The sequence below is a fragment of the Firmicutes bacterium HGW-Firmicutes-1 genome (assembly GCA_002841625.1).
In the GTDB taxonomy this organism is placed as follows: Bacteria; Bacillota; Clostridia; order Lachnospirales; family Vallitaleaceae; genus HGW-1.
Map to the genome: position 1 here is coordinate 105,395 of PHAG01000010.1, position 24,255 is coordinate 129,649.

The 24,255-nt window shown below is 33.4% G+C and carries 30 protein-coding genes and 1 tRNA gene; 26 read left to right on the forward strand and 5 right to left on the reverse strand.

What is annotated here, in order from left to right; all coding sequences use genetic code 11:
- Positions 1-112 precede the first annotated feature (112 nt).
- Both CVU84_13285 and CVU84_13290 read left to right on the forward strand, forming a co-directional pair.
- Complete coding sequence (locus CVU84_13285) at positions 113-1,273, forward strand: cystathionine gamma-synthase (GenBank protein ID PKM93877.1); 1,161 nt, start codon at positions 113-115, stop codon at positions 1,271-1,273.
- A gap of 29 nt (positions 1,274-1,302) precedes the next feature.
- Positions 1,303-2,439 (forward strand): cystathionine gamma-synthase, encoded by a 1,137-nt coding sequence (locus tag CVU84_13290; GenBank protein ID PKM93878.1) that lies wholly within the window; start codon positions 1,303-1,305, stop codon positions 2,437-2,439.
- 264 nt (positions 2,440-2,703) lie between these two features.
- Here CVU84_13290 and CVU84_13295 read toward each other — a convergent pair whose 3' ends face one another.
- Positions 2,704-3,564 (reverse strand): fatty acid-binding protein DegV, encoded by an 861-nt coding sequence (locus CVU84_13295; GenBank protein ID PKM93879.1) that lies wholly within the window; start codon positions 3,562-3,564, stop codon positions 2,704-2,706.
- 440 nt (positions 3,565-4,004) lie between these two features.
- Between CVU84_13295 and CVU84_13300 the strand changes: the two genes are divergently transcribed.
- The 5 genes from CVU84_13300 (at position 4,005) to CVU84_13320 (ending at position 7,306) form a co-directional block, all read left to right on the forward strand.
- Positions 4,005-4,484 (forward strand): hypothetical protein, encoded by a 480-nt coding sequence (locus CVU84_13300; protein ID PKM93880.1) that lies wholly within the window; start codon positions 4,005-4,007, stop codon positions 4,482-4,484.
- Positions 4,485-4,495: 11 nt separating this feature from the next.
- Positions 4,496-5,248: a phosphoribosylformimino-5-aminoimidazole carboxamide ribotide isomerase gene (gene hisA / locus CVU84_13305; GenBank protein PKM93881.1), complete on the forward strand. Its 753-nt coding sequence runs from the start codon at positions 4,496-4,498 to the stop codon at positions 5,246-5,248.
- Between the two features lie 10 nt (positions 5,249-5,258).
- Positions 5,259-5,750: a shikimate kinase gene (locus CVU84_13310; GenBank protein ID PKM93882.1), complete on the forward strand. Its 492-nt coding sequence runs from the start codon at positions 5,259-5,261 to the stop codon at positions 5,748-5,750.
- 353 nt (positions 5,751-6,103) lie between these two features.
- Positions 6,104-6,742, forward strand: coding sequence for a tRNA (guanosine(46)-N7)-methyltransferase TrmB (locus CVU84_13315; GenBank protein ID PKM93883.1), 639 nt, complete (start codon positions 6,104-6,106; stop codon positions 6,740-6,742).
- A 24-nt stretch (positions 6,743-6,766) separates the two neighbouring features.
- Positions 6,767-7,306, forward strand: coding sequence for a hypothetical protein (locus tag CVU84_13320; protein ID PKM93884.1), 540 nt, complete (start codon positions 6,767-6,769; stop codon positions 7,304-7,306).
- A 7-nt stretch (positions 7,307-7,313) separates the two neighbouring features.
- Here CVU84_13320 and CVU84_13325 read toward each other — a convergent pair whose 3' ends face one another.
- The gene (locus tag CVU84_13325; GenBank protein ID PKM93885.1) at positions 7,314-8,315 is read right to left on the reverse strand and encodes a hypothetical protein; all 1,002 of its coding nucleotides are present in this window, start codon (positions 8,313-8,315) and stop codon (positions 7,314-7,316) included.
- 118 nt (positions 8,316-8,433) lie between these two features.
- Between CVU84_13325 and CVU84_13330 the strand changes: the two genes are divergently transcribed.
- From CVU84_13330 to galU, 4 genes are all read left to right on the forward strand, one after another.
- The gene (locus CVU84_13330; protein PKM93886.1) at positions 8,434-10,047 is read left to right on the forward strand and encodes a hypothetical protein; all 1,614 of its coding nucleotides are present in this window, start codon (positions 8,434-8,436) and stop codon (positions 10,045-10,047) included.
- 153 nt (positions 10,048-10,200) lie between these two features.
- The gene (trxA, locus tag CVU84_13335; protein ID PKM93887.1) at positions 10,201-10,518 is read left to right on the forward strand and encodes a thioredoxin; all 318 of its coding nucleotides are present in this window, start codon (positions 10,201-10,203) and stop codon (positions 10,516-10,518) included.
- A 211-nt stretch (positions 10,519-10,729) separates the two neighbouring features.
- Positions 10,730-11,203: a hypothetical protein gene (locus CVU84_13340; GenBank protein PKM93888.1), complete on the forward strand. Its 474-nt coding sequence runs from the start codon at positions 10,730-10,732 to the stop codon at positions 11,201-11,203.
- A 27-nt stretch (positions 11,204-11,230) separates the two neighbouring features.
- A complete protein-coding gene (gene galU / locus CVU84_13345; protein PKM93889.1) occupies positions 11,231-12,118 on the forward strand; it encodes a UTP--glucose-1-phosphate uridylyltransferase in 888 nt (295 codons plus the stop codon).
- Positions 12,119-12,146: 28 nt separating this feature from the next.
- Here the strand turns inward: galU and CVU84_13350 are convergent, their stop codons facing one another.
- A complete protein-coding gene (locus tag CVU84_13350) occupies positions 12,147-13,313 on the reverse strand; it encodes an AI-2E family transporter (GenBank protein PKM93890.1) in 1,167 nt (388 codons plus the stop codon).
- A gap of 168 nt (positions 13,314-13,481) precedes the next feature.
- On the opposite strand from CVU84_13350, the gene CVU84_13355 reads away from it, so the two are divergent.
- Positions 13,482-13,558: transfer RNA gene (locus CVU84_13355), tRNA-Lys, on the forward strand.
- A 226-nt stretch (positions 13,559-13,784) separates the two neighbouring features.
- Here CVU84_13355 and CVU84_13360 read toward each other — a convergent pair.
- Complete coding sequence (locus CVU84_13360) at positions 13,785-14,525, reverse strand: AAA family ATPase (GenBank protein ID PKM93891.1); 741 nt, start codon at positions 14,523-14,525, stop codon at positions 13,785-13,787.
- Positions 14,525-15,013, reverse strand: a complete 489-nt coding sequence (locus CVU84_13365; GenBank protein PKM93892.1) for a hypothetical protein — start codon at positions 15,011-15,013, stop codon at positions 14,525-14,527. The genes CVU84_13360 and CVU84_13365 overlap by 1 nt, the downstream gene beginning before the upstream one ends.
- A 19-nt stretch (positions 15,014-15,032) precedes the next feature.
- Between CVU84_13365 and CVU84_13370 the strand changes: the two genes are divergently transcribed.
- The 14 genes from CVU84_13370 to CVU84_13435 all read left to right on the forward strand — a co-directional run bounded on the left by CVU84_13370 (position 15,033) and on the right by CVU84_13435 (position 23,663).
- Positions 15,033-15,353 (forward strand): hypothetical protein, encoded by a 321-nt coding sequence (locus CVU84_13370; protein PKM93893.1) that lies wholly within the window; start codon positions 15,033-15,035, stop codon positions 15,351-15,353.
- A 147-nt stretch (positions 15,354-15,500) separates the two neighbouring features.
- A complete protein-coding gene (locus tag CVU84_13375) occupies positions 15,501-15,818 on the forward strand; it encodes a hypothetical protein (GenBank protein PKM93894.1) in 318 nt (105 codons plus the stop codon).
- A gap of 117 nt (positions 15,819-15,935) precedes the next feature.
- Positions 15,936-16,145: a hypothetical protein gene (locus CVU84_13380; protein PKM93895.1), complete on the forward strand. Its 210-nt coding sequence runs from the start codon at positions 15,936-15,938 to the stop codon at positions 16,143-16,145.
- A complete protein-coding gene (locus CVU84_13385) occupies positions 16,130-17,716 on the forward strand; it encodes a hypothetical protein (protein ID PKM93896.1) in 1,587 nt (528 codons plus the stop codon). The genes CVU84_13380 and CVU84_13385 overlap by 16 nt, the downstream gene beginning before the upstream one ends.
- Before the next feature lie 122 nt (positions 17,717-17,838).
- Positions 17,839-18,084, forward strand: a complete 246-nt coding sequence (locus CVU84_13390; protein PKM93897.1) for a hypothetical protein — start codon at positions 17,839-17,841, stop codon at positions 18,082-18,084.
- On the forward strand, positions 18,084-18,242 hold the full coding sequence (locus tag CVU84_13395; protein PKM93898.1) for a hypothetical protein: 159 nt from the start codon (positions 18,084-18,086) through the stop codon (positions 18,240-18,242). Before CVU84_13390 ends, CVU84_13395 begins: the two co-directional genes overlap by 1 nt.
- Positions 18,243-18,328: 86 nt before the next feature.
- Complete coding sequence (locus CVU84_13400; protein PKM93899.1) at positions 18,329-18,553, forward strand: hypothetical protein; 225 nt, start codon at positions 18,329-18,331, stop codon at positions 18,551-18,553.
- A gap of 7 nt (positions 18,554-18,560) precedes the next feature.
- Positions 18,561-19,286 carry a hypothetical protein gene (locus CVU84_13405; GenBank protein PKM93900.1) on the forward strand — a complete coding sequence of 242 codons (726 nt, stop codon included), beginning with the start codon at positions 18,561-18,563 and terminating at the stop codon, positions 19,284-19,286.
- Entirely contained in the window at positions 19,280-19,507 is a 228-nt protein-coding gene (locus CVU84_13410; protein ID PKM93901.1) for a hypothetical protein, read from the forward strand. Before CVU84_13405 ends, CVU84_13410 begins: the two co-directional genes overlap by 7 nt.
- The gene (locus CVU84_13415; GenBank protein ID PKM93902.1) at positions 19,500-19,694 is read left to right on the forward strand and encodes a hypothetical protein; all 195 of its coding nucleotides are present in this window, start codon (positions 19,500-19,502) and stop codon (positions 19,692-19,694) included. Before CVU84_13410 ends, CVU84_13415 begins: the two co-directional genes overlap by 8 nt.
- Positions 19,695-20,357: 663 nt before the next feature.
- Positions 20,358-20,786, forward strand: coding sequence for a hypothetical protein (locus CVU84_13420; protein ID PKM93903.1), 429 nt, complete (start codon positions 20,358-20,360; stop codon positions 20,784-20,786).
- A complete protein-coding gene (locus tag CVU84_13425; GenBank protein PKM93904.1) occupies positions 20,780-21,067 on the forward strand; it encodes a hypothetical protein in 288 nt (95 codons plus the stop codon). The genes CVU84_13420 and CVU84_13425 overlap by 7 nt, the downstream gene beginning before the upstream one ends.
- Positions 21,068-21,635: 568 nt before the next feature.
- On the forward strand, positions 21,636-22,730 hold the full coding sequence (locus CVU84_13430; GenBank protein PKM93905.1) for a hypothetical protein: 1,095 nt from the start codon (positions 21,636-21,638) through the stop codon (positions 22,728-22,730).
- Between the two features lie 204 nt (positions 22,731-22,934).
- A complete protein-coding gene (locus CVU84_13435) occupies positions 22,935-23,663 on the forward strand; it encodes a hypothetical protein (protein PKM93906.1) in 729 nt (242 codons plus the stop codon).
- The last annotated feature ends 592 nt before the right edge of the window (positions 23,664-24,255 follow it).

The window sequence follows — 24,255 nt, forward strand, 5'->3', positions numbered from 1 at the left end:
TAAGTAGTTGACAGTGAATTTGAATAAGTGTAGTATAAGATTACATAACCGCTTAATTATATAGGATTAATAAGGTATCGCTGGCGGTGCTCAATAAATTAAAAAGAAGGGACTGATTTTCATTGGGAATGTAAAAAATCAAAGCATAGAAACAAAGGTTGTACACGGAGACAAGGGTTATGACCCACATACAGGAGCTATAAGCTATCCAATATATCAAAGCGCAACCTTTAGGCATCCAGGGCTAAATCAATCTACAGGATATGATTATTCGAGGCTTCAAAATCCAACAAGAGAAGAGCTGGAAAATACACTAGCAATCTTAGAAAATGGGAAACGAGGCTTTGCTTTTTCTAGTGGTATGGCAGCAATATCAACGGTACTTAAGCTTTTTTCGCCAGGAGCACATATCGTAGTTTCAGATGATATGTATGGAGGAACCTATAGACTATTTGAAGAAATTTATAAAGGCTATGGATTAGAATTTAGCTATGTTGATACGAGTATAATCAAGGATGTTAAAGAAGCTATTAAAGATAATACAGTAGCACTTTTTATTGAAACACCAACAAATCCATTAATGAAAGTATCCGATCTAAAAGCTCTTTCTGATTTGGCTAAGGAAAAAGGGCTATTGACTATAGTCGATAATACTTTTCTTACGCCTTATTATCAGCGACCGTTAGAGCTTGGTGCAAATATTGTTGTTCATAGTGGTACGAAATACTTAGGTGGTCATAATGATACACTAGCTGGATTTGTAATAATGAGTGATGATAAACTGATTGATAAAATTCAATTAATCCAAAAATCAGAAGGCGCAATGCTTGCACCATTTGATAGCTGGCTTATTTTAAGAGGAATTAAGACGTTAGGAGTTAGGCTTAATAAACAACAAGAAAACGCCATTAAAATTGCAAATTGGCTAAGTAACCACGAAGCAGTTGAAAAGGTTTATTATGTTGGATTACCAGAGCATTTAGGCTATGAGATCAGTAAAAAGCAAGCCTCAGGCTTTGGAGCTATGATTTCTTTTACAGTAAAAGACATTAAATTCATTCCCCAAGTTCTAGAAAGAGTACAGATTATTTTATTTGCTGAAAGCTTAGGTGGAGTAGAGAGTCTCATTACTTATCCAATTGTGCAAACGCATTCAGCTATACCTGAAGAAATGAGAAAAAGAGTAGGGGTGACAGATAAGTTACTAAGACTATCAGTTGGAATTGAGGCCGCAGAGGATCTAATCATGGATCTTGAGCAAGCTTTGAAATAAATAGAAAATATATACAAGGAGGGAACCTCATGAGGTTTGGAACTAAATTAATCCATAATAAGCATGCCATAGATAAAAATACTGGAGCGTTAAGCATACCTATTTATCAAGTATCCACCTATCATCAGGAGGATATTGACTTAAATCAAGAATATCAATACTCAAGGTCAGAAAACCCTACTAGGAAAGCATTAGAAGAAACGATTGCATTACTTGAAGGAGGCGAAAGAGGTTTTGCATTTTCTTCTGGTATGGCAGCAACATCATCAGTGCTTTCAATATTTTCAGCTAGAGACCATATCATTGTTTGTGAAGATGTATATGGTGGTACATATAGAATTGCAAATAATTTCTTCACTCGATTTGATTTTGAAATAAGCTTTGTGGATGCAACAAATGTAGATGCAATCAAACAAGCCATAAAATCAAATACGAAAGGAATTTATTTGGAATCCCCATCAAACCCAACGTTAAAGATTACTGATATTAAAGCGATTAGCGCGATTGCGAATGAAAACAACATCATAGTCATGGTAGACAACACATTTATGTCACCCTACCTTCAGAGACCTTTAGAGCTTGGTGCACATATCGTTATTCATAGCGCTACAAAATTTATCGGTGGACACAGTGATGTGATCGCTGGCTTAGTTGTTGCAAAGGAACCTGATTTATGTAACAGGATTTATGCAGTTCAAAATGGATTTGGTGCTATCTTGGGCCCACAAGATTCCTGGCTATTATTAAGAGGTCTTAAAACCTTGAAGGTTAGAATGGACTATCAGCAAAATAACGCCAGACTACTTGCGCAATGGCTCAGTCTTCAACCCGAAGTCAAAACTGTATATTACCCAGAGCTACATTCACATCCCGGATCCCAAATTCATATGTCACAGTCTGATGGACCAGGTGCCGTCCTATCCTTCGAAACCCATGATGAAGACCTTGCTCGACACTTTATGAAAAACGTAACCACTGCTGCAGTAGCAGTCAGCCTTGGTGGCGTCGAAACAATCGTATCCTACCCCGCTAAAATGTCTCACGCTTCCATGCCAAAACCCGAACGTGAAAAACGAGGCATATCCGACGCCCTAATACGAATCTCACTAGGACTTGAAGATATCGAAGACATCCTTGAGGACTTTAAAAACGCACTAAAAAAATAAGCAACCCCATGTACATACTTCTCAAAAAGAAGATTTAACTTTCAAATATAAAAATCAAATATCCCCTTATAGTATCTACATTGATTAAGCATTTCATTTTCAATGTTTTTACCCTAAGGGGATTACTTTATCTTCATTTCGATATTTTCTTTTTCTTTCAAAACTCCCACAAGTACGGCGCCCGATTGACCTTATTTCTTGGTTCCTAAAAATTTTACAATACAGACCTCTTTGTCGACAACCTACAAACGCTTCTAATCAATCCTACCGCATCGGCTCCCTAGTACAATAAGCAATACCTAAAGTCCCAGGACCAACATGTGTCCCAATAACAGCCCCTATCGAAATAATCTCAGGAGCACTACCTATCAACTCCGCAACATCCTTCGAAAATTCATTGGCCTCATTTGGACAATGAATATGATGTACAATCACATTCCCGTACCCATATTCCTTAATATCGTCACTAAATACTTGAAGCATATAATCCAATGCCTTCTTTTGAGTTCTTATCTTAGCCAATGTAGTTGTAAAGCCTTCCTTTACGGTTAAAACTGGTTTGATTTTTAAAATATCAGCTAGAAGTGAGCTTGCATTGCCGATCCTTCCGCCTTTTTTTAAAAACTCTAAAGTACTAGGAGCAAATATAAAACGTGTACAGTTCATAGTCTTACGAGCTATTTGTAGCACATCATTCATAGGTTGGTCATCTATAGCTGCTTTAGCTGCAGCAATTGCAACAAATCCCATTTCCATACAATTTGTTCTTGAATCAATTAGCTCTATGATCGCATCTGGAAATTCTTCTAAAATCATACCCTTAACTAATTGGGATGTGGAAAATGTTCCGCTCATTTCAGAAGATAAAAAGATTCCAACAACAGAATTGCCGTTCATAATATGCTTTTTAAAGGTATTGTACATATCTTCAGTAGATGGCTGAGAAGAGGTTGGTAGCTTATCTAATTTAGATAGCTTTCCATAAAACATTGATAAATCCAATTCGGTTTCAAGGTAACTTGTCTCTTCAAAAACAACGCTTAAGGATACAAGAGAAATGTCAAGTGCCTTTAAGGTGTTTTGAGGTATGTAAGAGGTACTGTCAGTAACAATTTTTATAGCCATATTAGTCTCCGTTTGATTTTTACTTATTGTTTTGTTTTATAATGTATAAATAATTAGAAAATCGTTCGTAGTATATAATCAATGTAACGCGCTGACAAGCGTGTTGTTCTTAATAAGGAAAGTTCTGCATAAGTAATTGGAAAAGCGGCAGGAAGACGAGAATTTTAACTCGGCGTATAAATAACAAAGTTCTTTAACGCTGCGCAGCCGATTTTCTTGTCTACTAGGAAAGTTCTGCATAAGCAATTGGAAAAGCGGCAGGAAGGTAACGAGAATTTTAACGCTGCGCAGCCGATTTTCTTGTCTTTATCATTATTAATTAGTATATCAGAAAATAAAATATTTTAATATGTTTTTTTATTAATACTCATTCAGTTGAAAAACTACGATACAAGTGATATTATTAAAAAAAGATTTGTTACATTAGGAGGTAAGGCTAAATGAGTCAATATAGTTCTTTATTAGACGAACTTATAGAACAAGAAAAGGAATTGCAATTCAAAAAATTTAACAGTGAGACAGCATTCACTCTTGGGATATTATTAGTAGAAAAAGCCAAAGAAGGCAATAAAAATGTTGCAATAGATATTACATTCAATGGGCATCAATTATTTCATTATGCCTTCGAAGGTACTTCGCCTGATAATGGGGAGTGGATTAAAAGAAAATCTAGAGTAGTAAATCGATTTCATACTAGCTCATATAGAATGGGTATTAAGTTGAAAATTGACAATGTATCTATAGAAGACAAATACTTTGTTAATCCGATGGAATATGCACCTCATGGAGGAAGCTTTCCAATCATTATTAAAGAAGTAGGATATGTGGGTACAATCACCGTATCAGGCCTACCACAAGAAGAAGATCACCAAATGGTAGTCGAAGCGATTAGAGAATATCTCGAAAATTTAGAAAGCTAGAGGGAAAAAACATGTTTAGACCATGTATTGATTTGCATAATGGACAAGTGAAACAAATTGTTGGAGGCACCTTAACAGATTCAGGTCAAGGTATGATCGAGAACTTCGTTTCTGAAAAGGATTCTACTTATTATGCCAATCTCTTTAAAGCCGATGGGCTAAAAGGCGGACACGTAATTATGCTTGGGAGTGGCAATGAAAAAGCTGCAACTGAGGCACTTCAAGCATATCCAAATGGACTGCAAGTTGGAGGTGGAATAAATCCCGAAAATGCTAGCATTTATTTGGAGAAGGGTGCAAGTCATGTTATAGTCACTTCCTATGTATTCAACAATGGACAAATAGTGTTTGAACATTTAGAAAAAATGGTCAAAGCCATTTCTAAAGAAAAATTGGTACTTGATCTAAGTTGCAGACAAAAATCAGGAAAATATTATGTTGTAACTGACCGATGGCAGAAATTCACTGAGTATGAGGTCAATCAAGAGCATTTAAGGCTGCTAGAAAGCTATTGCGATGAGTTCCTTATACATGGAGTAGATGTAGAAGGCAAACAACAAGGAATTGCCCTTCAATTGGTTGAAGATATTTCTAAGTGGATTCAAATCCCGGTTACATATGCGGGAGGTATTCGATCCTTTGAAGATATAAAAACAATCAATCGAATTGGACAAGGCAGAGTACATTATACCATTGGTAGTGCGCTTGATATATTTGGTGGGCAAATGAGCTATAGAGAGGTCGTTAATAATCAAGAAAATTAAGGGGATAGGTATGAACATTATTCTTATTGGTATGCCAGGAGCTGGTAAAAGTACAGTAGGTGTAGTGCTTGCTAAAGCATTGGGATTTCAATTCATTGATACGGATCTGATTATTCAAGAACGAGAGCAAGAACTACTACATATGATTATCCAAGAAAAAGGCATGGAAGCATTCCTAGCTTTGGAGGAGAAGGCAATTCTGACCCTTACAGGTGATAATAAGGTTATTGCTACAGGAGGGAGCGTTATTTATAAAGAAGCAGGTATGAACCACTTGAAAAAACTTGGTATAGTGGTGTATTTGAATACTCATTATAAAATTCTAGAAAAACGCATTCGTAATATGGAAACCAGAGGGATTGCTATGGGTAAAAATAACACGCTCAAAGACATATATTGGGAAAGAAAAGCACTATACGAAAGATATGCAGACCTTACAGTTACATGTAAAGGAAAAACAGTTGAAAAAATTGTTAAATTAATCAAAAAACAACTACAGTAATAGAATAAAATATTTACAAAGTGAACGAAAATTTGCATCAAACAGACAAAAATAACCCAAAAAATTCTAACAATTACAAATATTTAACAACAAAAACACACAAATGAAATAAAAAAGACACAATTTGGACACGATACCGTGTTATTATAATAAAGTAATAACTATCCCCCCCTTTTATTATATAATCTAATAGGCAAAATCCTACCTTTACATAGCTAGATCTTAGGTAGGTCTTTTTTTGCCCAAAAATGATATAGTTTACCAGAAATAGTCGCTTTGACTACGAATGTCATCTATGGTAAAATAAAAACAGAATATGGCAAATTACCACGTACGAAATGGAGCAGACCTAAATGAGACATCGGAACGTAAAAGACGCATACCAAAGACTGGAATTGCATCCTATAGTTATTCAAGACCCAATAGAATATAAAGGTAGTTGGAATAAAAGATTTAACAATGAAAACCCAATATATATTGAAATCGGTATGGGCAAAGGACAGTTTATTATTGAACATGCTATCAGGAATCCCAATATCAACTTTATCGGATTCGAAAAGTTCTCGGCAGTGCTTGCAAAAGCATTAGAAAAGGTTGACCAACATCAAGGATTAAATAATCTTTTGGTTATTAGAGAAGATGCTGATCGAATAACCAAATTTTTTGAAGAAGGTGAGTTAGACCGACTATACTTAAACTTCTCAGATCCGTGGCCGAAAGAAAGACATGAAAAGAGAAGACTCACCTACATAAGCTTTTTAGAAAAGTATTCATTTATTTTAAAAAAAGAAAGTAGCATTATTTTCAAAACAGATAATAGTAAGCTTTTTGAATTTAGCGTAGCGCAAATGAAGAAATTTGGATATGATGTAAAAGAAGTAATTTATGATCTTCAATCTAGCCACTATGCACAAGATAATATTATGACGGAATACGAAACAAAGTTTGTTTCGCAAGGTTTGAAAATCTATTTAACACATGCGATAGTATAAATTAATGAGAGTATAGGAGTAGGTATGAAATATAAAGTCATTAAAGACAAGAAAAATGGGGAAACTCGAATTGACTATTTCAAGGTAGCAAATAAAAACACTTTTCGATGGGATGCTTTGAAGAAACTGATGTGTGAAAAAGAGATGATGATTAGAATAGATACTAATTTAGTGAACTCTGAAGCAAAGGATATCGATATCTCAAAATCATTTGAAGAGTACTTTGAGATGCATAACATTCCATATCAAGTATTACCAACAGAAAAAAACAAGTTTAAAAAAATATTAGGCATTAATCTCAAAATGACTCGAGAAAATGCCTATATAATTCTATTTCATATAAAAGAAGAAGATATGACAAACGATTTCTTTAAGCAATACTTAGAAAATTGTGATCTAGATATTGGTATCACGCCTAAAAGATCCTTCGAAGAAATCTACAAAGAGTTACAAAAGGGTTACTTTACTTCTTTTTTTGGTTGTGAATATTTTGAAGAAGCTATTTATGATTCGAATTATATTGGAAGCATGAGAATTTCACCAGGTATAGAGGTTGATGTATAATTTATTCTCACGCCAATGCCTTTGTAAGGATTGGAAATAATAGTTCAAATATAACAACAAAACCAACAAATAACGATACACTAATAATAAAGGCAGGCGTGACAATTTTTTCATTGACCACCTGAAGGCCATTGTCATTTGATAAGTTTAAAACCTCGGAAGTAGTAAGTCGATCCTTAAGAATATTTTCTTTTTTATTATACTTCATTAAACCGTATATGATTAATATTGCAATCGGAGTAATCACTATGCAGGCTATCCCCATAAAGATACTCGCTTGAATTAAAGAGGCAGTTGGATTTAAAGTAGCTTGTTCTATTTGTTTCGCATAGTCAGGATTTATTTTAGTTAAGTACTCCTGTAAAAACAAACTCCCCTTAGCCAATATGAGACTAGTTGCATTAATTGTAAAATGCATAATCATTGATGATAAAATGGAACCTGTTAAATGAACTACAAAGCACATAATGACGCCCATAACAAAAGCATATAGAAATTGATTTACATTCATATGGAACATACCAAAAAAGAAACCACTAATCAGACAGGTTGTTAAAACTGGTTTGCTACGATAATTGCTCGTTATGATACCTCTCATTGCAAGTTCTTCTATAAATGCAGGTGTAGCAGCCATAAGTAGAAGAGAAAACCACAGAGGCTTTTCAGCTATTTCAAGGACAGCATCAGAAATTTGATTTTCTACAAAAAATTGTGATATAACATTTATTAAGGATAGCAGAGGAATAATAGCCCCAGCCAATAAAAAACTGAACAAAGCATTGAGTGGTTTAAGCTTCCTAAATAATAGAGTCTCTTTTATTGGAGACTTCGTAATGATAAAATAAAAAATAATTGGAATAAAAACAATACCCCACTGAGAAATGATTATTTGAAGTGATATGCCCATTTCACCTGTTATGGCAACAAGTATACCTAGTAATATACTACCAAGTAAAAAGGTTGTTATTGTTACAAGAAAGTATCTGTTTCCCCGTTTGATTGAGTACAAAATATTTAACCTCCTAAAGTCATTGATGTCGTAATATACATCTTATCACATCGGAAAAAAAAGAAAAAGAGATAAAACATTATTTTGACAAAAGATTAAATCTCAATAAGGAGCGCTTATGATGAATAATTTAAAAAAATCACTTGTTTGCATTTGTCTAATTGTATTTCTTGGATTTAGCACAGTAGTAAATGGTGCGGAAGAAGAAAATGTCCCACTTGCCGATTATTTATATGATATGGGATTGTTTAAAGGTACAGGGCAAGGATATGATTTAGATGAAATAACAACTAGAGCCCATGGAGCAGTCATGGTTGTTAGATTGCTTGGGAAAGAACAGGAAGCTTTGTCAATGAAATACGCACATCCTTTTTTAGATGTGCCACCCTGGGCTAGTCCATATATTGGATATATGTGGAAGAATAATATTACAAAAGGAATAGACGAAACTACATATGGTGCCGACAAGCTCATTAATGCATCAGAATATATGACGTTTTTAATTAGAGTCCTCGGCTACGATGACTCACAGGGTGATTTTTCATGGGATAAAAGTCTTCAAAAAGCTAGTTCTCTTGGGATTATTACTTCTAATGAGTATTCGTCCTTTCAAAAGAAAATATCTTTTCTAAGAGATGACATGGTATTTATTTCATATGCAGTATTAGAGACAGATTTAAAGAATGGTATGGGTATTTCGCTATTAAGAAAGTTGATGGATGAAGGCGCAGTACCGCAAACAGCCATGCTTGATTACAAATATGCGCCGTACCTTTTGGAGGAAAGAAACTTTAAACCCAAAGACAACGAAGAGCTTCAACAGGCAGTAATAGAAAGTATACTTGCATTTGATGAACAGGTTATTTTAGATATAAGTGAAAGTTCAATATCTCCGGAAAGAATTCAAGAGAATATCGACCAAGCAATTGATTCCTTGATTGATCTGCCAGGTTATTTTGGAAATGTTGATTCTTGGAATGGGACAATAGGGAGCAATCAAATTATATTATATTTTGACTACAAGATTTCTAAAAGTCGTTTTAATCAATCTGTTCATGTTGCTAAAAGTGTAGCTAGTCAAATTATTACCAACGATATGACGGACTATGAAAGAGAGCTAGCTATTCATGATTACATTGTTGATGGCACGAAATACTATTTAGGTGATAATTTAGAAATATATACAATGTATGGTGTTTTGGTTGATAAAAAGGCTGTATGCCAAGGGTATGCTGAAGCATTTCTTTATCTTAGTACTTTAGCAGGATTGGATTCAGAGATGGTTATTGGAGATGGGTTATCAAATGGTACCTCCATTCCGCATGCATGGAATACGGTAGAGATAGAAGGTGAATGGTACCAAGTAGACACAACTTGGGATGATCCAGTGTCCCCAGATGGAAAGAATATTAAGACATATGAGTACTTTAATATTACCAATCAAGAAATGGCCCTTGATCATGTTTGGGATACCCTTGATTATAGGATTGGAACCGGAACCAAATACAATTACTATGTTTTCAATAACAAAATTGTTAACGGACAGGAAGGTTTAAAACTTGCCTTACAAGAAGGTTTTAATAATAGAAAAGAAAATATGGATTTTAAAGTTATTGGAGAAAAGATAAGTGCAAATCAATTTTCAAATATACTAAATGGATACAATGTTAGTTGTTCCTATAGGATAGATGAGGATAAAGGAATTGTAGAAATATCGAAAATATCTTATTAATACCTTTAGGTTAGTTGCATCAATCGATAGAAAAATGGTATACTAATAATTACTAGTAATGATAGTAATCAAAAAAGACTTGATAGTACTTGACTATATTGATAAAACGTAATATAATAATATTAAGATATTGACTGATAAGGAGGAATGGATATGGCATTAGCATTTACAGATATTAATTTCGAAAATGAGGTTTTAAATTCAACAGTTCCAGTTTTAGTCGATTTTTATGCCGACTGGTGTGGACCTTGCAAGATGATGGCTCCAGTAATAGAGGAACTTTCAACTCAATATGAAGGTAAGGCAAAGATTGGTAAGCTTGATGTGGATCAAAATGGTGCAACAGCACAAAAATATAAAGTTATGAGTATACCAACAATTTTACTCATTAAGGATGGTCAAGTTGTAGAAACAGTAGTTGGAGCAGTACCAAAACAACAACTTGAAGCTAAGATAAAAGCAGTACTGTAAAAATGATAGAGATATTTATGAAAACACCTCATTATGAGGTGTTTTTTTAATTTAGGAGTAATCGGTAAACCGACAGATAGGTAGCAAAGGTTGTCTATTAGCAAAGCCAACACGATTTATAAAGTCAAATTTCTTGTTTTTAGTTGAAAAAAACTTCACATGCTATATAATAGTAGTTATAAGTTTAACAAAAAGCCGTAGGAGATCTTAGATGAAACAGTCGATTATCGTACTTTTTGAAGAATTAATGCAATTAGAGGAAAATTTTTCAACCCTGTACAAAAACATTTCTATTTTGGAAGGGAAGTTTGACATGTCCATTAAAAATGTTTCTAGTGTTTTGAGCAGAGAGGAATTAAGACATGTTGAAATCTATCAAAAACTTATCGAGGATTTAAAAAGTAAAGAACCGATTCTAATAGACGTTACATTAATAAATGATGCAAGAGGCTATCTTTTGATGTTCAAGCAAAATTTAAATTATACTATGCTCAAATCAGCCAATGAAATTCTTGTATTTGCACTTGATCTTGAAAATAAGAATGGGTTTATTTTAAAACAAATATTAGAATTATTATTAAAAGATGAAAATGAAAATAGTAAACAATTGATTGCTATATTCGAAGAACTCATTATAGAAGAACAAAAACATGCATTGAACTTACAGAAAGTAATTAAATACTAGTTAGTGGATGGAGCTAAAGGAGAAATTATGATTAAAAAAGCAATTATTCCAGCAGCAGGTCTTGGAACGAGATTTTTACCTGCAACAAAAGCGCAACCAAAGGAAATGCTACCAATAGTGGACAAGCCAACGATACAATATATTGTTGAAGAGGCTATAAACTCCGGTATAGAAGATATCATAATTGTTACAGGTAGAAATAAGCGCTCGATAGAGGATCATTTTGATAGATCTGTTGAATTAGAAATGATGCTAGAGCAAAAAGGGCAAAACGAACTTTTGGAAATTGCAAAATCAGTATCTAATCTTGCTAATATTCATTATATTAGACAAAAAGAACCAAGAGGTCTAGGGCATGCAGTCTTAGTAGCTAAAAACTTTATTGGGAATGAACCCTTTGCAGTACTTCTCGGAGATGATATTGTAATATCTAAAAAGCCTTGTTTACAACAAATGATAGAAGTATATAACGAGTATAAAACAAGCATCTTAGGAGTCCAACAAGTTGCTTACGAAAATGTTAATAAATATGGTATTGTTAAATGTAAGAACATTGAAGGCAGAGTTTATAAGGTTCAAGATATGGTTGAAAAACCTAAGGCAGAAGATGCACCTTCAAACATAGCGATCTTAGGAAGATATATTATTACACCACGTATTTTTAAATATCTTGAAACGCAAGGTGAAGGTGCCGGTGGTGAGATTCAATTAACAGACGCATTAAGAAGGCTAGCTGAAGATGAAGCTATGTATGCCTACGATTTTCTCGGCAAAAGATATGATGTAGGAAACGTTCAAGGTTATCTTGAAGCATCTGTTGAATTTGCACTTAGAAGAGATGATCTTAAAGTTGACTTTTTAGAGTATCTAAAAAGAGTAGTTGCAGATACAGAGCAGTTTACATATTTCGATTAAAGGTAAAGACAGAGCCAAAGCTCTGTCTTTAGTGTTTAGTTGTATTCATTTTCTTGTTATATCTATTATCAAGATAGCCTTCTATTAGCGTTTTAATAATGCTGAAGAAGGGTGCCCCAAAGAGCATGCCGATAAAACCAAATATATTTCCAAATAATAGGATAGAAAATATGATCCAAAAAGGTGATAAGCCTATGGAACCCCCTAATATTTTAGGCCCTAAGATGTTTCCATCAAATTGCTGTAGCAAAAAGATAATAACAAGAAACCAGACTGCCTTTACAGGATTAACGATTAATAGAAATGCAAATCCGATACCTCCTCCGATAAATGGTCCAAAATAAGGGATTAAATTAGTAAGAGTAATCAGAGAGCTAATCAATATAGCAAAGGGCATTTTTACAATTAATAGAATGATAAAGCATAAGATTCCAATGATAAGAGCGTCTAATAGAGTACCTATAAAAAAGCGAGAGAAGACTGTATGGGAATATGCAAGTACTCCTAGAATTGAGCAAGCGGTTTTTTGGGGGAATATTGATACGATGGCTTTTTTTGATTTTTCTGTGCTGGATTCCTTGCTGTTTAATAAATAGATGGAGATTATGATTGCAATGAAGACATTTAAGAGACCAAATGCAAAGTTCTTCGTTATTCTAATCAAATTTGGAACAAGCTCGGTGACCATTGTTGACAGTTGATCTACATTATTTGGTAGCTGTTCACTTAAAAAGGTATCCACATTGTTGGGATCAAAATAATAGATAGAGCCATTGATATTAAAGGTAAGACTGTCAAAATAGGCGATCAATCTAGAAATATAATCTGGAAATTCATTTATAAGCTGGAGTAAGCTACCAATGAGCTGTGGTAGGATAAAAGTAAGCATTAATACAATAAGAGCGAAAACTGTAATGTAGGAAAGAAAGATTGATAGCAAACGAGTGATCGTTTTCGATTTAAGAGGTTTGATAAGAGGCAATACGCGCTTTTCAAGTGCACTCACAATAAAGTTCATGAAGTATGCAATTAACATGCCGAGTAAAAATGGAAAGAACACGGACTTAACATTTGAGAAGAAGGTTTTTGTATCTGACCAGCTATCTGTAAGCTTATAGATGATGAGACATATAATGAAAACAATAACAGCATATATGCTGATCGTGGTGTATTTTTTATTCCAATCTATTCTCATATATATACGGGCCTCCAAAGTAATTTAGGTTTATTTGCTTATTAGAGTATAATACCCAAATTCAGGCAGGTTATTTTGATAATATATAAAGACTTTTATTGAAATAGAAAATTTCACTTGATTTATTGAGTTATACGTATTATAATTTATTTTGCTGTTACATAATATGCGCTACTAGCTCAGTTGGTTAGAGCACCTGACTCTTAATCAGGGTGTCCCCGGTTCGAACCCGGGGTGGCGTACTAGAAAAAACCCAGTAAAATAGAGGGTTGTAGGTGAAAAAAAGAGAGGGCGATTGCTCTCTCTTTTGCGTTGCGTTCACATATCGTGCACACAATATATTTAATTAAAAATTTAAGCGTTCTAGAGCTTCTCTTTTTTTGTCTAAGTCGATATGTGAATAGGTTGTATATGTCAAGCGAAAAGTCGGCCATCCGCTCATTGAATTCTAGTCCACTTTTATTAAAAAATTTAGCCCTTTCGAGCTAGTGTTTCTCTAAGCCGATATGATTCGCCTTGCATATTTACGATATGAGCCTTATGCGTAAGTCGATCTACCATAGCTCTAGTGATTACTGGATCACCAAATATCTCATCCCATCTGTCAAAAGCTAGGTTGGTTGTGATAATAATAGATTTTCTTGAAGCTCTAAGTGACAGGTTGGTAAATAATAATCCGGATCCCTGTTTATCAAAAGAGATGTATCCGAGTTCGTCTGCAATTACAAGGTCATACTTTTCGAAGCGTCTCTCAAAGTATGTTAGCGTTTTTTGACTTTTACACTCTTTGAGTTGTGTTATGAGTAATGGTATTGTTGTATAAAGAACTTTATATCCTTGGATACATGCTTTGATACCAAGCCCTATACTAATATGTGTTTTTCCCGTGCCAGGATTACCAGATAAGATAATATTCTGTCCCTTTTCTATAAAATCCAGTGTGTTAAATAAGGGCAACTTATCCTGAACACCTTCTGGTAAATAAGGAATCTCTAAGTCATCTAGATATTTCTTATACGGAAATTTTGCAATACGTATGCGACAGTCAACCGCTCGTTGATCTTTCATGTCGATTTCTTTTTCTAGTATCTTATGTAGGAAATCTTCATAATCCTTGGCATCATTCATGGTATCTTCAAAGGTATCCTGTATGCCTTTAAGCTTTAAAATGCGGCAATATTCTTTGATTTCTTCATTCAGTTTTACGTTCATTATACAGCCTCCTTATGTTTAACGATTGTACTAATTCCACCTAATTGGTTGTACTGATATAATGTCTGCTTGGATTTTAAAGACAGTTCATCAGTATAGAAGCTTACATGACCAGCTTCCTGTTCTTTGGTATGATCACAGATGGAGCTAACTTTATCCGAGCTCATATCAAGAGGTGAAATTTGTTCCAACCGTTTTAAGGCTGCATCAACTGCATCGACACCTTTTTCATAGATTATTTCTAAGACCTCTAGAAATATCTTGGCATCTTTGTTATAATAACATTCGTAGATGTTCTTAATCTTGGTGTCCGCTTGTAGCATTGCTGTGCTATTTGTTAGGACACCTGGTTTTTTATAGAGAGTTTTTAAGTAGTGCTTTAAATCTATTGTCCATGTGTGGAGTTTATAGCTTCTATCATGAGTAGCCATAATAGCTTTATCATGATATAAATGAATTTTGTTAGTATATATTTTTGCAAGAAGCATTTGTCCTACTAGATTAGAGGTGGTTGGCGTTGAAAGCGATGACTCAACGGAAGAAGATGAGTACGTTATTCAATTTGAGAAGCCGTTTATGTTTGAAGGTAATACATATGCAGAAATTGATTTATCAGGTATAGAAGAATTAACGACTTCGCAGTTAAAAACAGCTGAAAAAATCTATACTAAAAAAGGAAAGGTATCTGCTGCACCTGAAATGAGTACAGCATATGCTTGTATCGTTGCTCATATGGTTTCGAGCAGACCTATTGAATTTTTTGATAGACTACCAGCTAAAGAGGGTATGAAAATAAAAAACTTGTTAATCGGCTATTTATACAACTAGGTTTAAGGCAAGGTGATGGAGAGATACTGCAAAAAGTAGCCATCAACCTTGCCTTAAATACTTTTACTAGCATTGAATTCTATCTGAATCTTTCAATAGGAGAATTTGTAAGGGTAGCCGAAGAGATCAGTGAGGTGAGTAAAAAGCATGGCTAAGAAAACAACATACGAAACCATTCTTGCCATTGGTGGTAAAGTTCAATCATCAATGGGAAAAGCTTTTTCTCAAGCTCAAAAAAACATTGCTGGACTTGAAAAACAAACGAAAGCAGCAAACGCAACGAATAAGGGATTTGCTGTTGGATTAAAAACTATTATCGGTGGAGCAATGACCTATAAAGCGTTTAGTTCTGCAAAGAGTTATTTGGATGAATCAGTTGAAGCTGCTAAGGTACAGATAGAAGTTGAGACAAAGCTAGCAACAGTATTAAAACAAAGAACTAATGCAACAGAAACTCAGATATAATCGATAATAAACTTAGCAAGTGCACAAGAGCAATTAGGTGTTATTGAAGGAGATGTACAGATTGCTGGAGCTCAGCAATTATCGACATTTGTAAACCAGACATCGTCAGTGGAAACTTTGATTCCAGCAATGAATAATTTAATTGCACAGCAGAAAGGACTTTCTGCTACTACAGGTGATGCAGTTAATATTGGGAATTTAATGGGTAAAGTATTAAATGGACAAACGGGGTCTCTGACAAGAGTTGGAATCTCGTTTTCTGCTGCTCAAGAGAAAGTACTTAAGTATGGTAATGAACAAGAAAGGCTGCTATGTTGGCACAAGTAATTAATGAAAATGTTGGTCAGATGAATAAAGCCCTTGCAGAAACTGATCAAGGTAAAATAAAACAAGCAAATAATGTGCTTGGTGAGATGCAAGAAACTATTGGGAGAAAAATACTCCCCATACAAGCTAAATTTTATGGGTGGTTTGCTGGTAAAATACCTAAGATTCAAAACTTTATATCAGGCCTTATTGATAAGACCTCAAAAGGTATTAGCTTTATAAGTAATTCATTATCTAAGCTGAAACCATATGTAACTTCTGCAGTTACTAAATTTGGGCTTTTCAAACCAACAATTGACAATATAATCCAGAAAATAATATGGTTTAAGGGTGTTGCAGTTGATTCTTTTAATAAGATAAAAGGGGTAATCACAGAGAATATTCCAATCTTAGCTAGTATTAAAGACAGGATTGTAGAGGTAGCAACTAATATTCAGGAAAAGCTTAACGGAGCATTTTCAACAGCGCAGCCTATAATAGAATGGATGTTTAGTAATGCACTTCCTCAGGTCGTATCAGCGTTATTTTTAGTAGCTGATAAAGCAACACTCGTCTATGATGTTATTGTTAATAACTGGGCAGTCATTGAACCAATAGTTTACGGTATAATTGGCGCATTTGTGGCTTTTAAAGTGATTACTGGAATCATGACAGCCTATTCTATTATTATGGGGATAGCATCTGGCGTTACTACAGCATTTGGAGCAGCAGTTGCTTTCGTAACTTCTCCAATTGGGGTTGTTGTAATAGCAATTGGTGCATTGATTGCGATAGGTATGCTCCTTTATAAGAATTGGGACAAAGTTAAAGCATTTATGATAAGGATTGTAACAGGTATCAAAGATGGAATTGTAAATGCCTTTAATAACGTGGTTGCATTCTTTAAAGAATGGGGTCCAAAAGTTCTTATTGCTCTTACAGGACCATTTGGAATTGCAGTTTCATTAATAGTTCAAAACTGGGATACAATAAAGGTCTTTTTTAGTAATGTATGGATAGCGATTCAGGAGATATTTGCAAATGTAGGAACATGGTTTTCAGAAAAGTTTACAGCTGCAGTTGAAGGAATAAAAACTGTATTTTCAGGAATCGGAGAATTCTTTGGTGGTATTTTTGATACAGTTATAGGAACATTTAAAGGCAATATTAATATGATTATTGGTCTTATTAACTTTATGATTGATAAGATCAATGGAATTAGTATTGAGGTACCAGAATGGGTGCCAGAAATAGGTGGAAAGACAATCGGGTTAAGTATTTCTAATATACCACAGCTTGCAAATGGTGCGTATGTTAAGCATACACCAGGAGGAGTTCTTGCAAATATTGGTGAGGGTAATCATGACGAAGCAGTTATTCCACTCGGCAGCAGGCTTGAAAAAATATTTGGCAAGTTAGTAGGCAATAAAACATCAAACGAGAGCGTGTCTTTTACTTATTCACCTAAAATCATTATTCAAGGTAATGCTGATGAAAGTGTAGTTAGAAAAGCAATAGAAGATGATCAAAGGGCTTTTGAAAAAAGAATGAACACATGGTTATCAAACAACAAAAGATTGAAATTTTCATAAGTAGGTGGATACTTTGGCTACATATATTACAGTTTTAGGCGATACATGGGATAAAATATCCTATAATCAATATGGAACAAGTAAATTCATAAAAGAGTTAATGGAAGCCAACTACAGGAAAAATTCATTTTCAAACGGGAGAAGCAGAAGGAGATCTTTTACCTCATGTTTATCCAGTAGGTACATTATTATGGACAGAAATTCCATTCGGAACAATGGCAACAAAAAAACTGATTTCTATTGATCCGATTAGCAAATTTCCAGTGTTTGAAGATTTGCCAATCGTTCAAACAGAATCGGAAAGAATTGAAGAACTTGAAAACCAACTATTAATGCAAGCTGACGAAATGATTGGGGGTATTTTATAATGGTAAACATGACAATTGTAAAAATTATTGCAAACAGAATTTTAACTGATGGAATTAACCCTAAAACAGGTAATGTATATGTTATTGAAGACATAACAAACCAAGATTACCGGGTTGCGGTTGAGAATTATATCCTTGAAAATACAGCAGGGGTATAACTACATATGGAACATATTACGCACTAAATAATTAATTACCAGGGGGCTGCTAAGGCTCTCTTTTTAATGGGGAAAGGAGATGAAACATGAATGAGTTGTCAAGCGAATTTTGGATACAAATGGTTATTTACGGTGCAACATTTGGAACCGTTTTTGGCGCATTTAAAAACAGGCTTAAAGAACTTGAAAAGAAAATGGACAAGCATAACAATATTGTAGAACGACTGACAATTTGTGAGCAGTCAACCAAGTCAGCGCATCACAGAATAGATGAACACAAAGATGATGATGCAAACTTAAATAGGAGATGATGATACAATGTTAACAAATATTAAATTAGTGGAATTTGCAAAAAAGGCTTTGAGTGAAAATTGGGGATATTGTTTAGGTAGTTTTGGCAACATTTTAACTCCTGTATTTCTTAAACAGAAGATGAAACAAGGATATGGTGTTGGTGAGTATAATACTAAGCACAAGTCATATCTTGATAAATTTATAAACAAAAGAGTTTCTGACTGTTATGGATTGGTAAAGGCTTTTGTTTGGTGGAATGATGGTAATGTAAGATATGTTGCTACTCAAGATAGAAATCAAGAGGGAGCCTATAATACTGCAAAAGAAAAAGGACCTATTTCATCTATACCTGAAATACCGGGACTAGTTTTATGGATGAAAGGTCATGCAGGTATTTATATCGGGGGAGGTGAATTTATTGAATGTGCCGGAGCGCCTACTGGTATGTTCAAAGGTAAGATACAAAACGGTAAGATAGTAAGTGGTAGTAAATTTACGCATTGGTTCAAAGATACGTACATTACATATGTTAGTGACCCAAAGACAGTAACTACCCTCGCAACTCCATCAAATGATAAAATTAAAATTGAGTTAAATGGAAAGAAAAAAGAAATTATTGGTTATTCAAAAGAAAATGTTACTTATATTAAGCTCAATAATCAAGATGTACCATTAAGAGCTTTTTCTGAGGCATTAGGTTTGAAAGTTGAATGGGATAATGTGACTAAAACGGTGGTGCTTAAATGCTAAAGAAGAAAAGAGAAGGTTTGTATTCTAAATTATTATTGTTATTCGTTATAGCTTTAAATGTTTGGTTCACAGACAGAATGTTACACCTTCTTTCTTTAGGTGTAGCTGAGCCGGTAGCTTTAATTGGTTTCTGGTTCTCATTCACTGGAAGTGAACTATGGATTATGGCCAATATAAAGAAACAAAAATTGATGAAAGGAAATGGTGAAAGTAATGACTAAAATAAATTGGGTACAAAAATTATCAAGCAGAAAGTTTTGGGTAGCAGTTGTTGGATTTGTAACAGCATTGTTATATGCCTTTAATGTAGCTGATGCAAGCGTAGAACAAATAGTTGGAATAATTACAGCAGGATCAACTTTGATAGCTTATATAATTGCAGAAGGATTTGTAGATGCAAATAGATAATTTTAATAGCCGCCTACTAGCAGGGAGAAATCCTTGTTAGTAGGCCCTTTTTATTTTGTTTTCTTTGATATGCTTTTTTAATAATAACATAATACATGAGGGAAGATGTTGAAAAAAATCAAAAAGGTAATTGCAATAGTACGATCGTTTCAATTCTTCTAACCCAAATACTCATGATTAATGAATCAACTACACAATAGTTAAGGTATCCTCAACTACTGATATTTTTTGATTTGACGACCTAGTAGTCATAACTATATAGGGTCTTATTTGAGGCCACAAGTAGGTTGTGGAGGCCTTTTTTGGTACTAGATAATTAAGTATAGATTATCAAAGAGTTGTTATTTAGAATCAAAGTTTGTATGGAGGGGTGCTAATCAGTAAGTTTTTAAAGAATTAACATATAAAATAGGTTAAAAAACTTTGTTCTTGTAAAACAATTGGTTTTATTGTATAATCGTGAAATAGATAAACAGAGAAATTTTTGAGGGTGAGAATGTAAAACTAAATATAGATTAAAAAGCCGCATCATTTTGTATGATGTCTATGTTTTTATATTAAATAGCCCTCAATTAAGCAATTGAATCATTCTGTCTGTTATGAAGTGTATGATTCTATAGTTTTAATGGGGGATTTTTTTGTTTGAGAGAAGGGTGGTAAAAAATGGGGAAAATACTAATTGTTGAAGATGATGAGTGTATAAGGGAATCGTTATGTCAAATTATTAGTTCAATTGATTCGAAGCTAGAAATATTTGGAACTGGTTCAGCTGAAAAGGCACTTTCTATAGCGAAAGAAAATATAATAGATGTTTTTATTTTGGATATTCAATTAGAGGACTACTCGGGTTTAGATCTTGCCGTGAAACTAAGAAACACTATAAGGTATGTACTTACACCAATAGTTTTTATGAGTGCTGCTGTTGCTAGAGAATTTGAAGCATATAGGCAAATTCATTGTTATTCATTTATACATAAACCAGTCAAATGGGATGAGCTGATGGAAGTGCTTGTGACTTTAATAACTCATAGTATATATAAGGTTGAGGAGTCTTTGACATTGAAATTGCAAAATAATAGCATAGTATATTAATTAATCAACCTGACATAATCTATATTGAAAGAAGTAATAGGAAAATTATAGTAAGTACTATTAAGGAATCTTTATGCTTTTCTGCATATTCACTTGAAGAAGTAATGGAGCAGTTGTCAGAAAGTCATATAAGATGTCATAGGAGTTATATCATTAACAAAAATTTTATTAAAAAAATCGATAGTAAGAATAATTTAGTATATTTATATCATCTAGATAGGGCTATTTCAATTGGAAGAAGATTTAAGGAACAATTATTAATGACTTTTTATTCAAAATAAAGAGTCATTTTTTATTTATATGTCTTAACTGATTAAAATTGCGTCTAAACGACAATTAATGTTGTCTGTGTCACTCAAACAGGCATTTAAACAAAGGATGTTGTAATAACATATCAAATATGATAAAATAAGCGAATTAAATGCAAACTGAAAGCAATATATCAGAGTTTTGAAGATGTTGGAAGTAATTTTATAAAATGTTTGATTTCAGGTTGAATTTTTTTAGCAGAGATATTAGTAGTCTAACCTGGATTATATGTAAAATTAAGATTAAGGTATTAAAAGTACAATAATTAAATGCGCGCGTTGATGTTGTATTTATTAATATAAATTCGAAACTGAGTTTCTTGAATTGAACAAGTTGATTTAACAAATAAGAGTAAGCTTTAGTCGACGAAACTTAACGGAAACAAAAATTATTGCCTTATAATTTAATTAAATTTCATTAAGTAAGGGCGGTAATTGATGCGTGCTTATTAAAATAAGTAGAGCACACCTTTTCTAAAGATTGTATGTTTGTACATACATAATAAAATTACTATTAATAAAAAAATAGGAGACAAGTATTATGAAAAAATTATTAGCATTGTTAATGATATTAACAATATTTTCTTCAGCGGGAATTAATGCAATGGCATCAAGTGATAAGTCATTAGAGAAAAACGATAAAAACATTTTGGTCTCGTATGATTATCCAGTCAAAAGTGGGACGGATGAATGGAAAGCCTTAGATTCTCATGATGAAAAAGTTAAAGTGTGTCAAATACCAGAGAAGTTACTGCAGGAGATGACAACTACTGTATTGATAAAGACAGTATTGAATTATCCATTGTATGGAGATATGTTTGCTTATGATAATCCTACAATGGGTCTTGAAGCTTTAATAAATCAATTTAATGGATTAAACGAGTTATTAAACAGAGATGATGCAGGTAAGGAACTATTAGCAATATATAAAAAAATGGATACGAGTAAGATAGATAATTTAAAGACAGATCTTGAAAAAGGTGACTATGCATTTAAATTAGCAGTTTTAGAAACGATACTATCACATGATAGTATTATAAAAAGTTTAAATAAAAATCAACTAGAACAATTAAGAAATGAATCAACTAAAAAGTTTGATGAAAAGCAATTAAAAAAAGAAGTATTCGGATACACTTTAAATACTTCTAGTATGGTAACTCAAAGAACTGCAGTTACAGTAATGTGGTCAATGGGATATGTATATACACCTAACTATACTGCAGTGGCAGTGTACGTTGATCTGCCAGAATTTTCAATACCTGAAATAATAAGCATGAATAATTACACGGCAATGACTTTTCCAAATGCTGTAAGACTAGCTAATTCTTCAAATAAGTATAATTGTCATTCTTATGCGTGGTACAGTGCATCAACCGCTAACACAAGGTGGATGGATTATCCAGATGCTTATATGGCAGATGGAAGTTATACTTATATTGGAACGACTCCAGGCACGTATACTTCAGGTTTGAAAATGTATTATCCTGGACTACATTCAGGAATTATGGTAAGTAAAACATCTCAATCGTATTCGAATATAACATGCGAGTCTAAATGGGGGCCATATCCACTGATGAGACATAAGGCAAATGATTGCCCATATGATAGCTCTACAATTAAGTTCTATAGAAGATAAAAAATATCATAAATGATACTTCCTGGAGGCAAGAGTGTTTGATATCTTGCCTCTAAAAGCATATAATATTAAGAGTACATATTTTAAAAATTTTTAAAAATCAAACGAAAAAAATATAATATATTTTATTACTTATATTGCCAGAAGATGATGAGTTTAATATGGTTCTTCACGATGTGGAAGATTTAAAGGAGATAAACAAAAATGCGATATTTAGTTTCAATAATTGTGATATCAGCTTGTTTGGTTGTATTTATATCTTGTCATAAACAATCAGAGGAAGGAAATGATGTATATAACTTCCCAATAAGGCCAGGGACTAGCCAATGGATGAAATTCACATCCCTAGATGAGAAACTTAAAGCATGTCAAATTCCTGATTCAATATTAAAAGATATATCAACTAAGGGTTTAATTGAGACTGTAATTAATTATCCGCTACTAATGAACTATGTAGCTTATAATACGCCACAAAGTGGTGTAGAAGCTATAGAAACTCAGTTCAATGGGCTTAGCGAACTCCTAGATAGAGAGGATTCGAGTAAATCGTTATTCAATTTCTATAAAGAAACTAATCCTTCAAAAGAAGAATTAACCTGGTATAATGCAGGCCAAATAGCTTTTATTGAAGCATTGCTTTCTCAAGATGTCATTAATTCTAGATTTTCAGATGATGAAATATACGAACTTATTTTAGAAACAAAAAATAGATACGAGAATAAACCGCAGTCAGAAAAATGGTCAGCAAATAAATATACAGTTTGGCTGATGGGAAAAGCTTTGCAAAAATCCGAGTATGAACCTTTTGAGAGTGAAGTGAAAAATAACAGCACGCTTAAAAGCTTTCTTGATAAAGGATTTTATTTAGATAAAAATATGGCAAAGATTATATATGATTATGCTGATGATTTTGTATTAAAATATAAAAAATAGTATAGCTTTATATATAGATTTTACTGGAATTGCTTTTTTGCTAATCTACTAAAATATGAATCGTTACATATAAATAGCTTTTTAAATGAAGAATGTTGGATGCTAAGTTGTATCGTTTTCAAAATTTACAACTTTATTTTTGTCTAATTCACACGGTACGGTGTAGATAAAATTCTACCCATAGTCTAATACCTCCCATTAATGCATGAGCGGAAAGAATGTTTTTATGAATAGAGTTTATTGATTTACATAAGTGCACACATTGTGCACACCAGATTTGAAGCATTGTGATTATTTGTATTATTAGGAGATGTGATAGAGATCAAAAACCCTGAAAATTGATGATTCATTACAATTTATGAAACCCCATAAAACGTTCATTTCTTGACTCTTAATCAGGGTGTCCCCGGTTCGAACCCGGGGTGGCGTACTACTAAAAACGACTTGCTTAATTACTATAAGGTGATTAGAGCAAGTTTTTTAATATAAGAATGTTGTTAATACATTTCTGTAATATAGCTTTATACTTTCTTTGTATCTCTTACCTTAGTTGCTGTAGTAAATCCCAATTTGTAATTACATATGTTATAGA

Excerpts from the sequence above, each read along its gene's own strand:
- CVU84_13290 (PKM93878.1), top strand. The coding sequence starts at position 1,303 with ATGAGGTTTGGAACTAAATTAATCCATAATAAGCATGCCATAGATAAA.
- CVU84_13295 (PKM93879.1), bottom strand. The coding sequence starts at position 3,564 with ATGGCTATAAAAATTGTTACTGACAGTACCTCTTACATACCTCAAAAC.
- CVU84_13300 (PKM93880.1), top strand. The coding sequence starts at position 4,005 with ATGAGTCAATATAGTTCTTTATTAGACGAACTTATAGAACAAGAAAAG.
- hisA (PKM93881.1), top strand. The coding sequence starts at position 4,496 with ATGTTTAGACCATGTATTGATTTGCATAATGGACAAGTGAAACAAATT.
- CVU84_13310 (PKM93882.1), top strand. The coding sequence starts at position 5,259 with ATGAACATTATTCTTATTGGTATGCCAGGAGCTGGTAAAAGTACAGTA.
- CVU84_13315 (PKM93883.1), top strand. The coding sequence starts at position 6,104 with ATGAGACATCGGAACGTAAAAGACGCATACCAAAGACTGGAATTGCAT.
- CVU84_13320 (PKM93884.1), top strand. The coding sequence starts at position 6,767 with ATGAAATATAAAGTCATTAAAGACAAGAAAAATGGGGAAACTCGAATT.
- CVU84_13330 (PKM93886.1), top strand. The coding sequence starts at position 8,434 with ATGATGAATAATTTAAAAAAATCACTTGTTTGCATTTGTCTAATTGTA.
- trxA (PKM93887.1), top strand. The coding sequence starts at position 10,201 with ATGGCATTAGCATTTACAGATATTAATTTCGAAAATGAGGTTTTAAAT.
- CVU84_13340 (PKM93888.1), top strand. The coding sequence starts at position 10,730 with ATGAAACAGTCGATTATCGTACTTTTTGAAGAATTAATGCAATTAGAG.
- galU (PKM93889.1), top strand. The coding sequence starts at position 11,231 with ATGATTAAAAAAGCAATTATTCCAGCAGCAGGTCTTGGAACGAGATTT.
- CVU84_13350 (PKM93890.1), bottom strand. The coding sequence starts at position 13,313 with ATGAGAATAGATTGGAATAAAAAATACACCACGATCAGCATATATGCT.
- CVU84_13360 (PKM93891.1), bottom strand. The coding sequence starts at position 14,525 with ATGAACGTAAAACTGAATGAAGAAATCAAAGAATATTGCCGCATTTTA.
- CVU84_13365 (PKM93892.1), bottom strand. The coding sequence starts at position 15,013 with ATGCTTCTTGCAAAAATATATACTAACAAAATTCATTTATATCATGAT.
- CVU84_13375 (PKM93894.1), top strand. The coding sequence starts at position 15,501 with ATGGCTAAGAAAACAACATACGAAACCATTCTTGCCATTGGTGGTAAA.
- CVU84_13385 (PKM93896.1), top strand. The coding sequence starts at position 16,130 with ATGTTGGCACAAGTAATTAATGAAAATGTTGGTCAGATGAATAAAGCC.
- CVU84_13395 (PKM93898.1), top strand. The coding sequence starts at position 18,084 with ATGGTAAACATGACAATTGTAAAAATTATTGCAAACAGAATTTTAACT.
- CVU84_13400 (PKM93899.1), top strand. The coding sequence starts at position 18,329 with ATGAATGAGTTGTCAAGCGAATTTTGGATACAAATGGTTATTTACGGT.
- CVU84_13405 (PKM93900.1), top strand. The coding sequence starts at position 18,561 with ATGTTAACAAATATTAAATTAGTGGAATTTGCAAAAAAGGCTTTGAGT.
- CVU84_13410 (PKM93901.1), top strand. The coding sequence starts at position 19,280 with ATGCTAAAGAAGAAAAGAGAAGGTTTGTATTCTAAATTATTATTGTTA.
- CVU84_13415 (PKM93902.1), top strand. The coding sequence starts at position 19,500 with ATGACTAAAATAAATTGGGTACAAAAATTATCAAGCAGAAAGTTTTGG.
- CVU84_13420 (PKM93903.1), top strand. The coding sequence starts at position 20,358 with ATGGGGAAAATACTAATTGTTGAAGATGATGAGTGTATAAGGGAATCG.
- CVU84_13430 (PKM93905.1), top strand. The coding sequence starts at position 21,636 with ATGAAAAAATTATTAGCATTGTTAATGATATTAACAATATTTTCTTCA.
- CVU84_13435 (PKM93906.1), top strand. The coding sequence starts at position 22,935 with ATGCGATATTTAGTTTCAATAATTGTGATATCAGCTTGTTTGGTTGTA.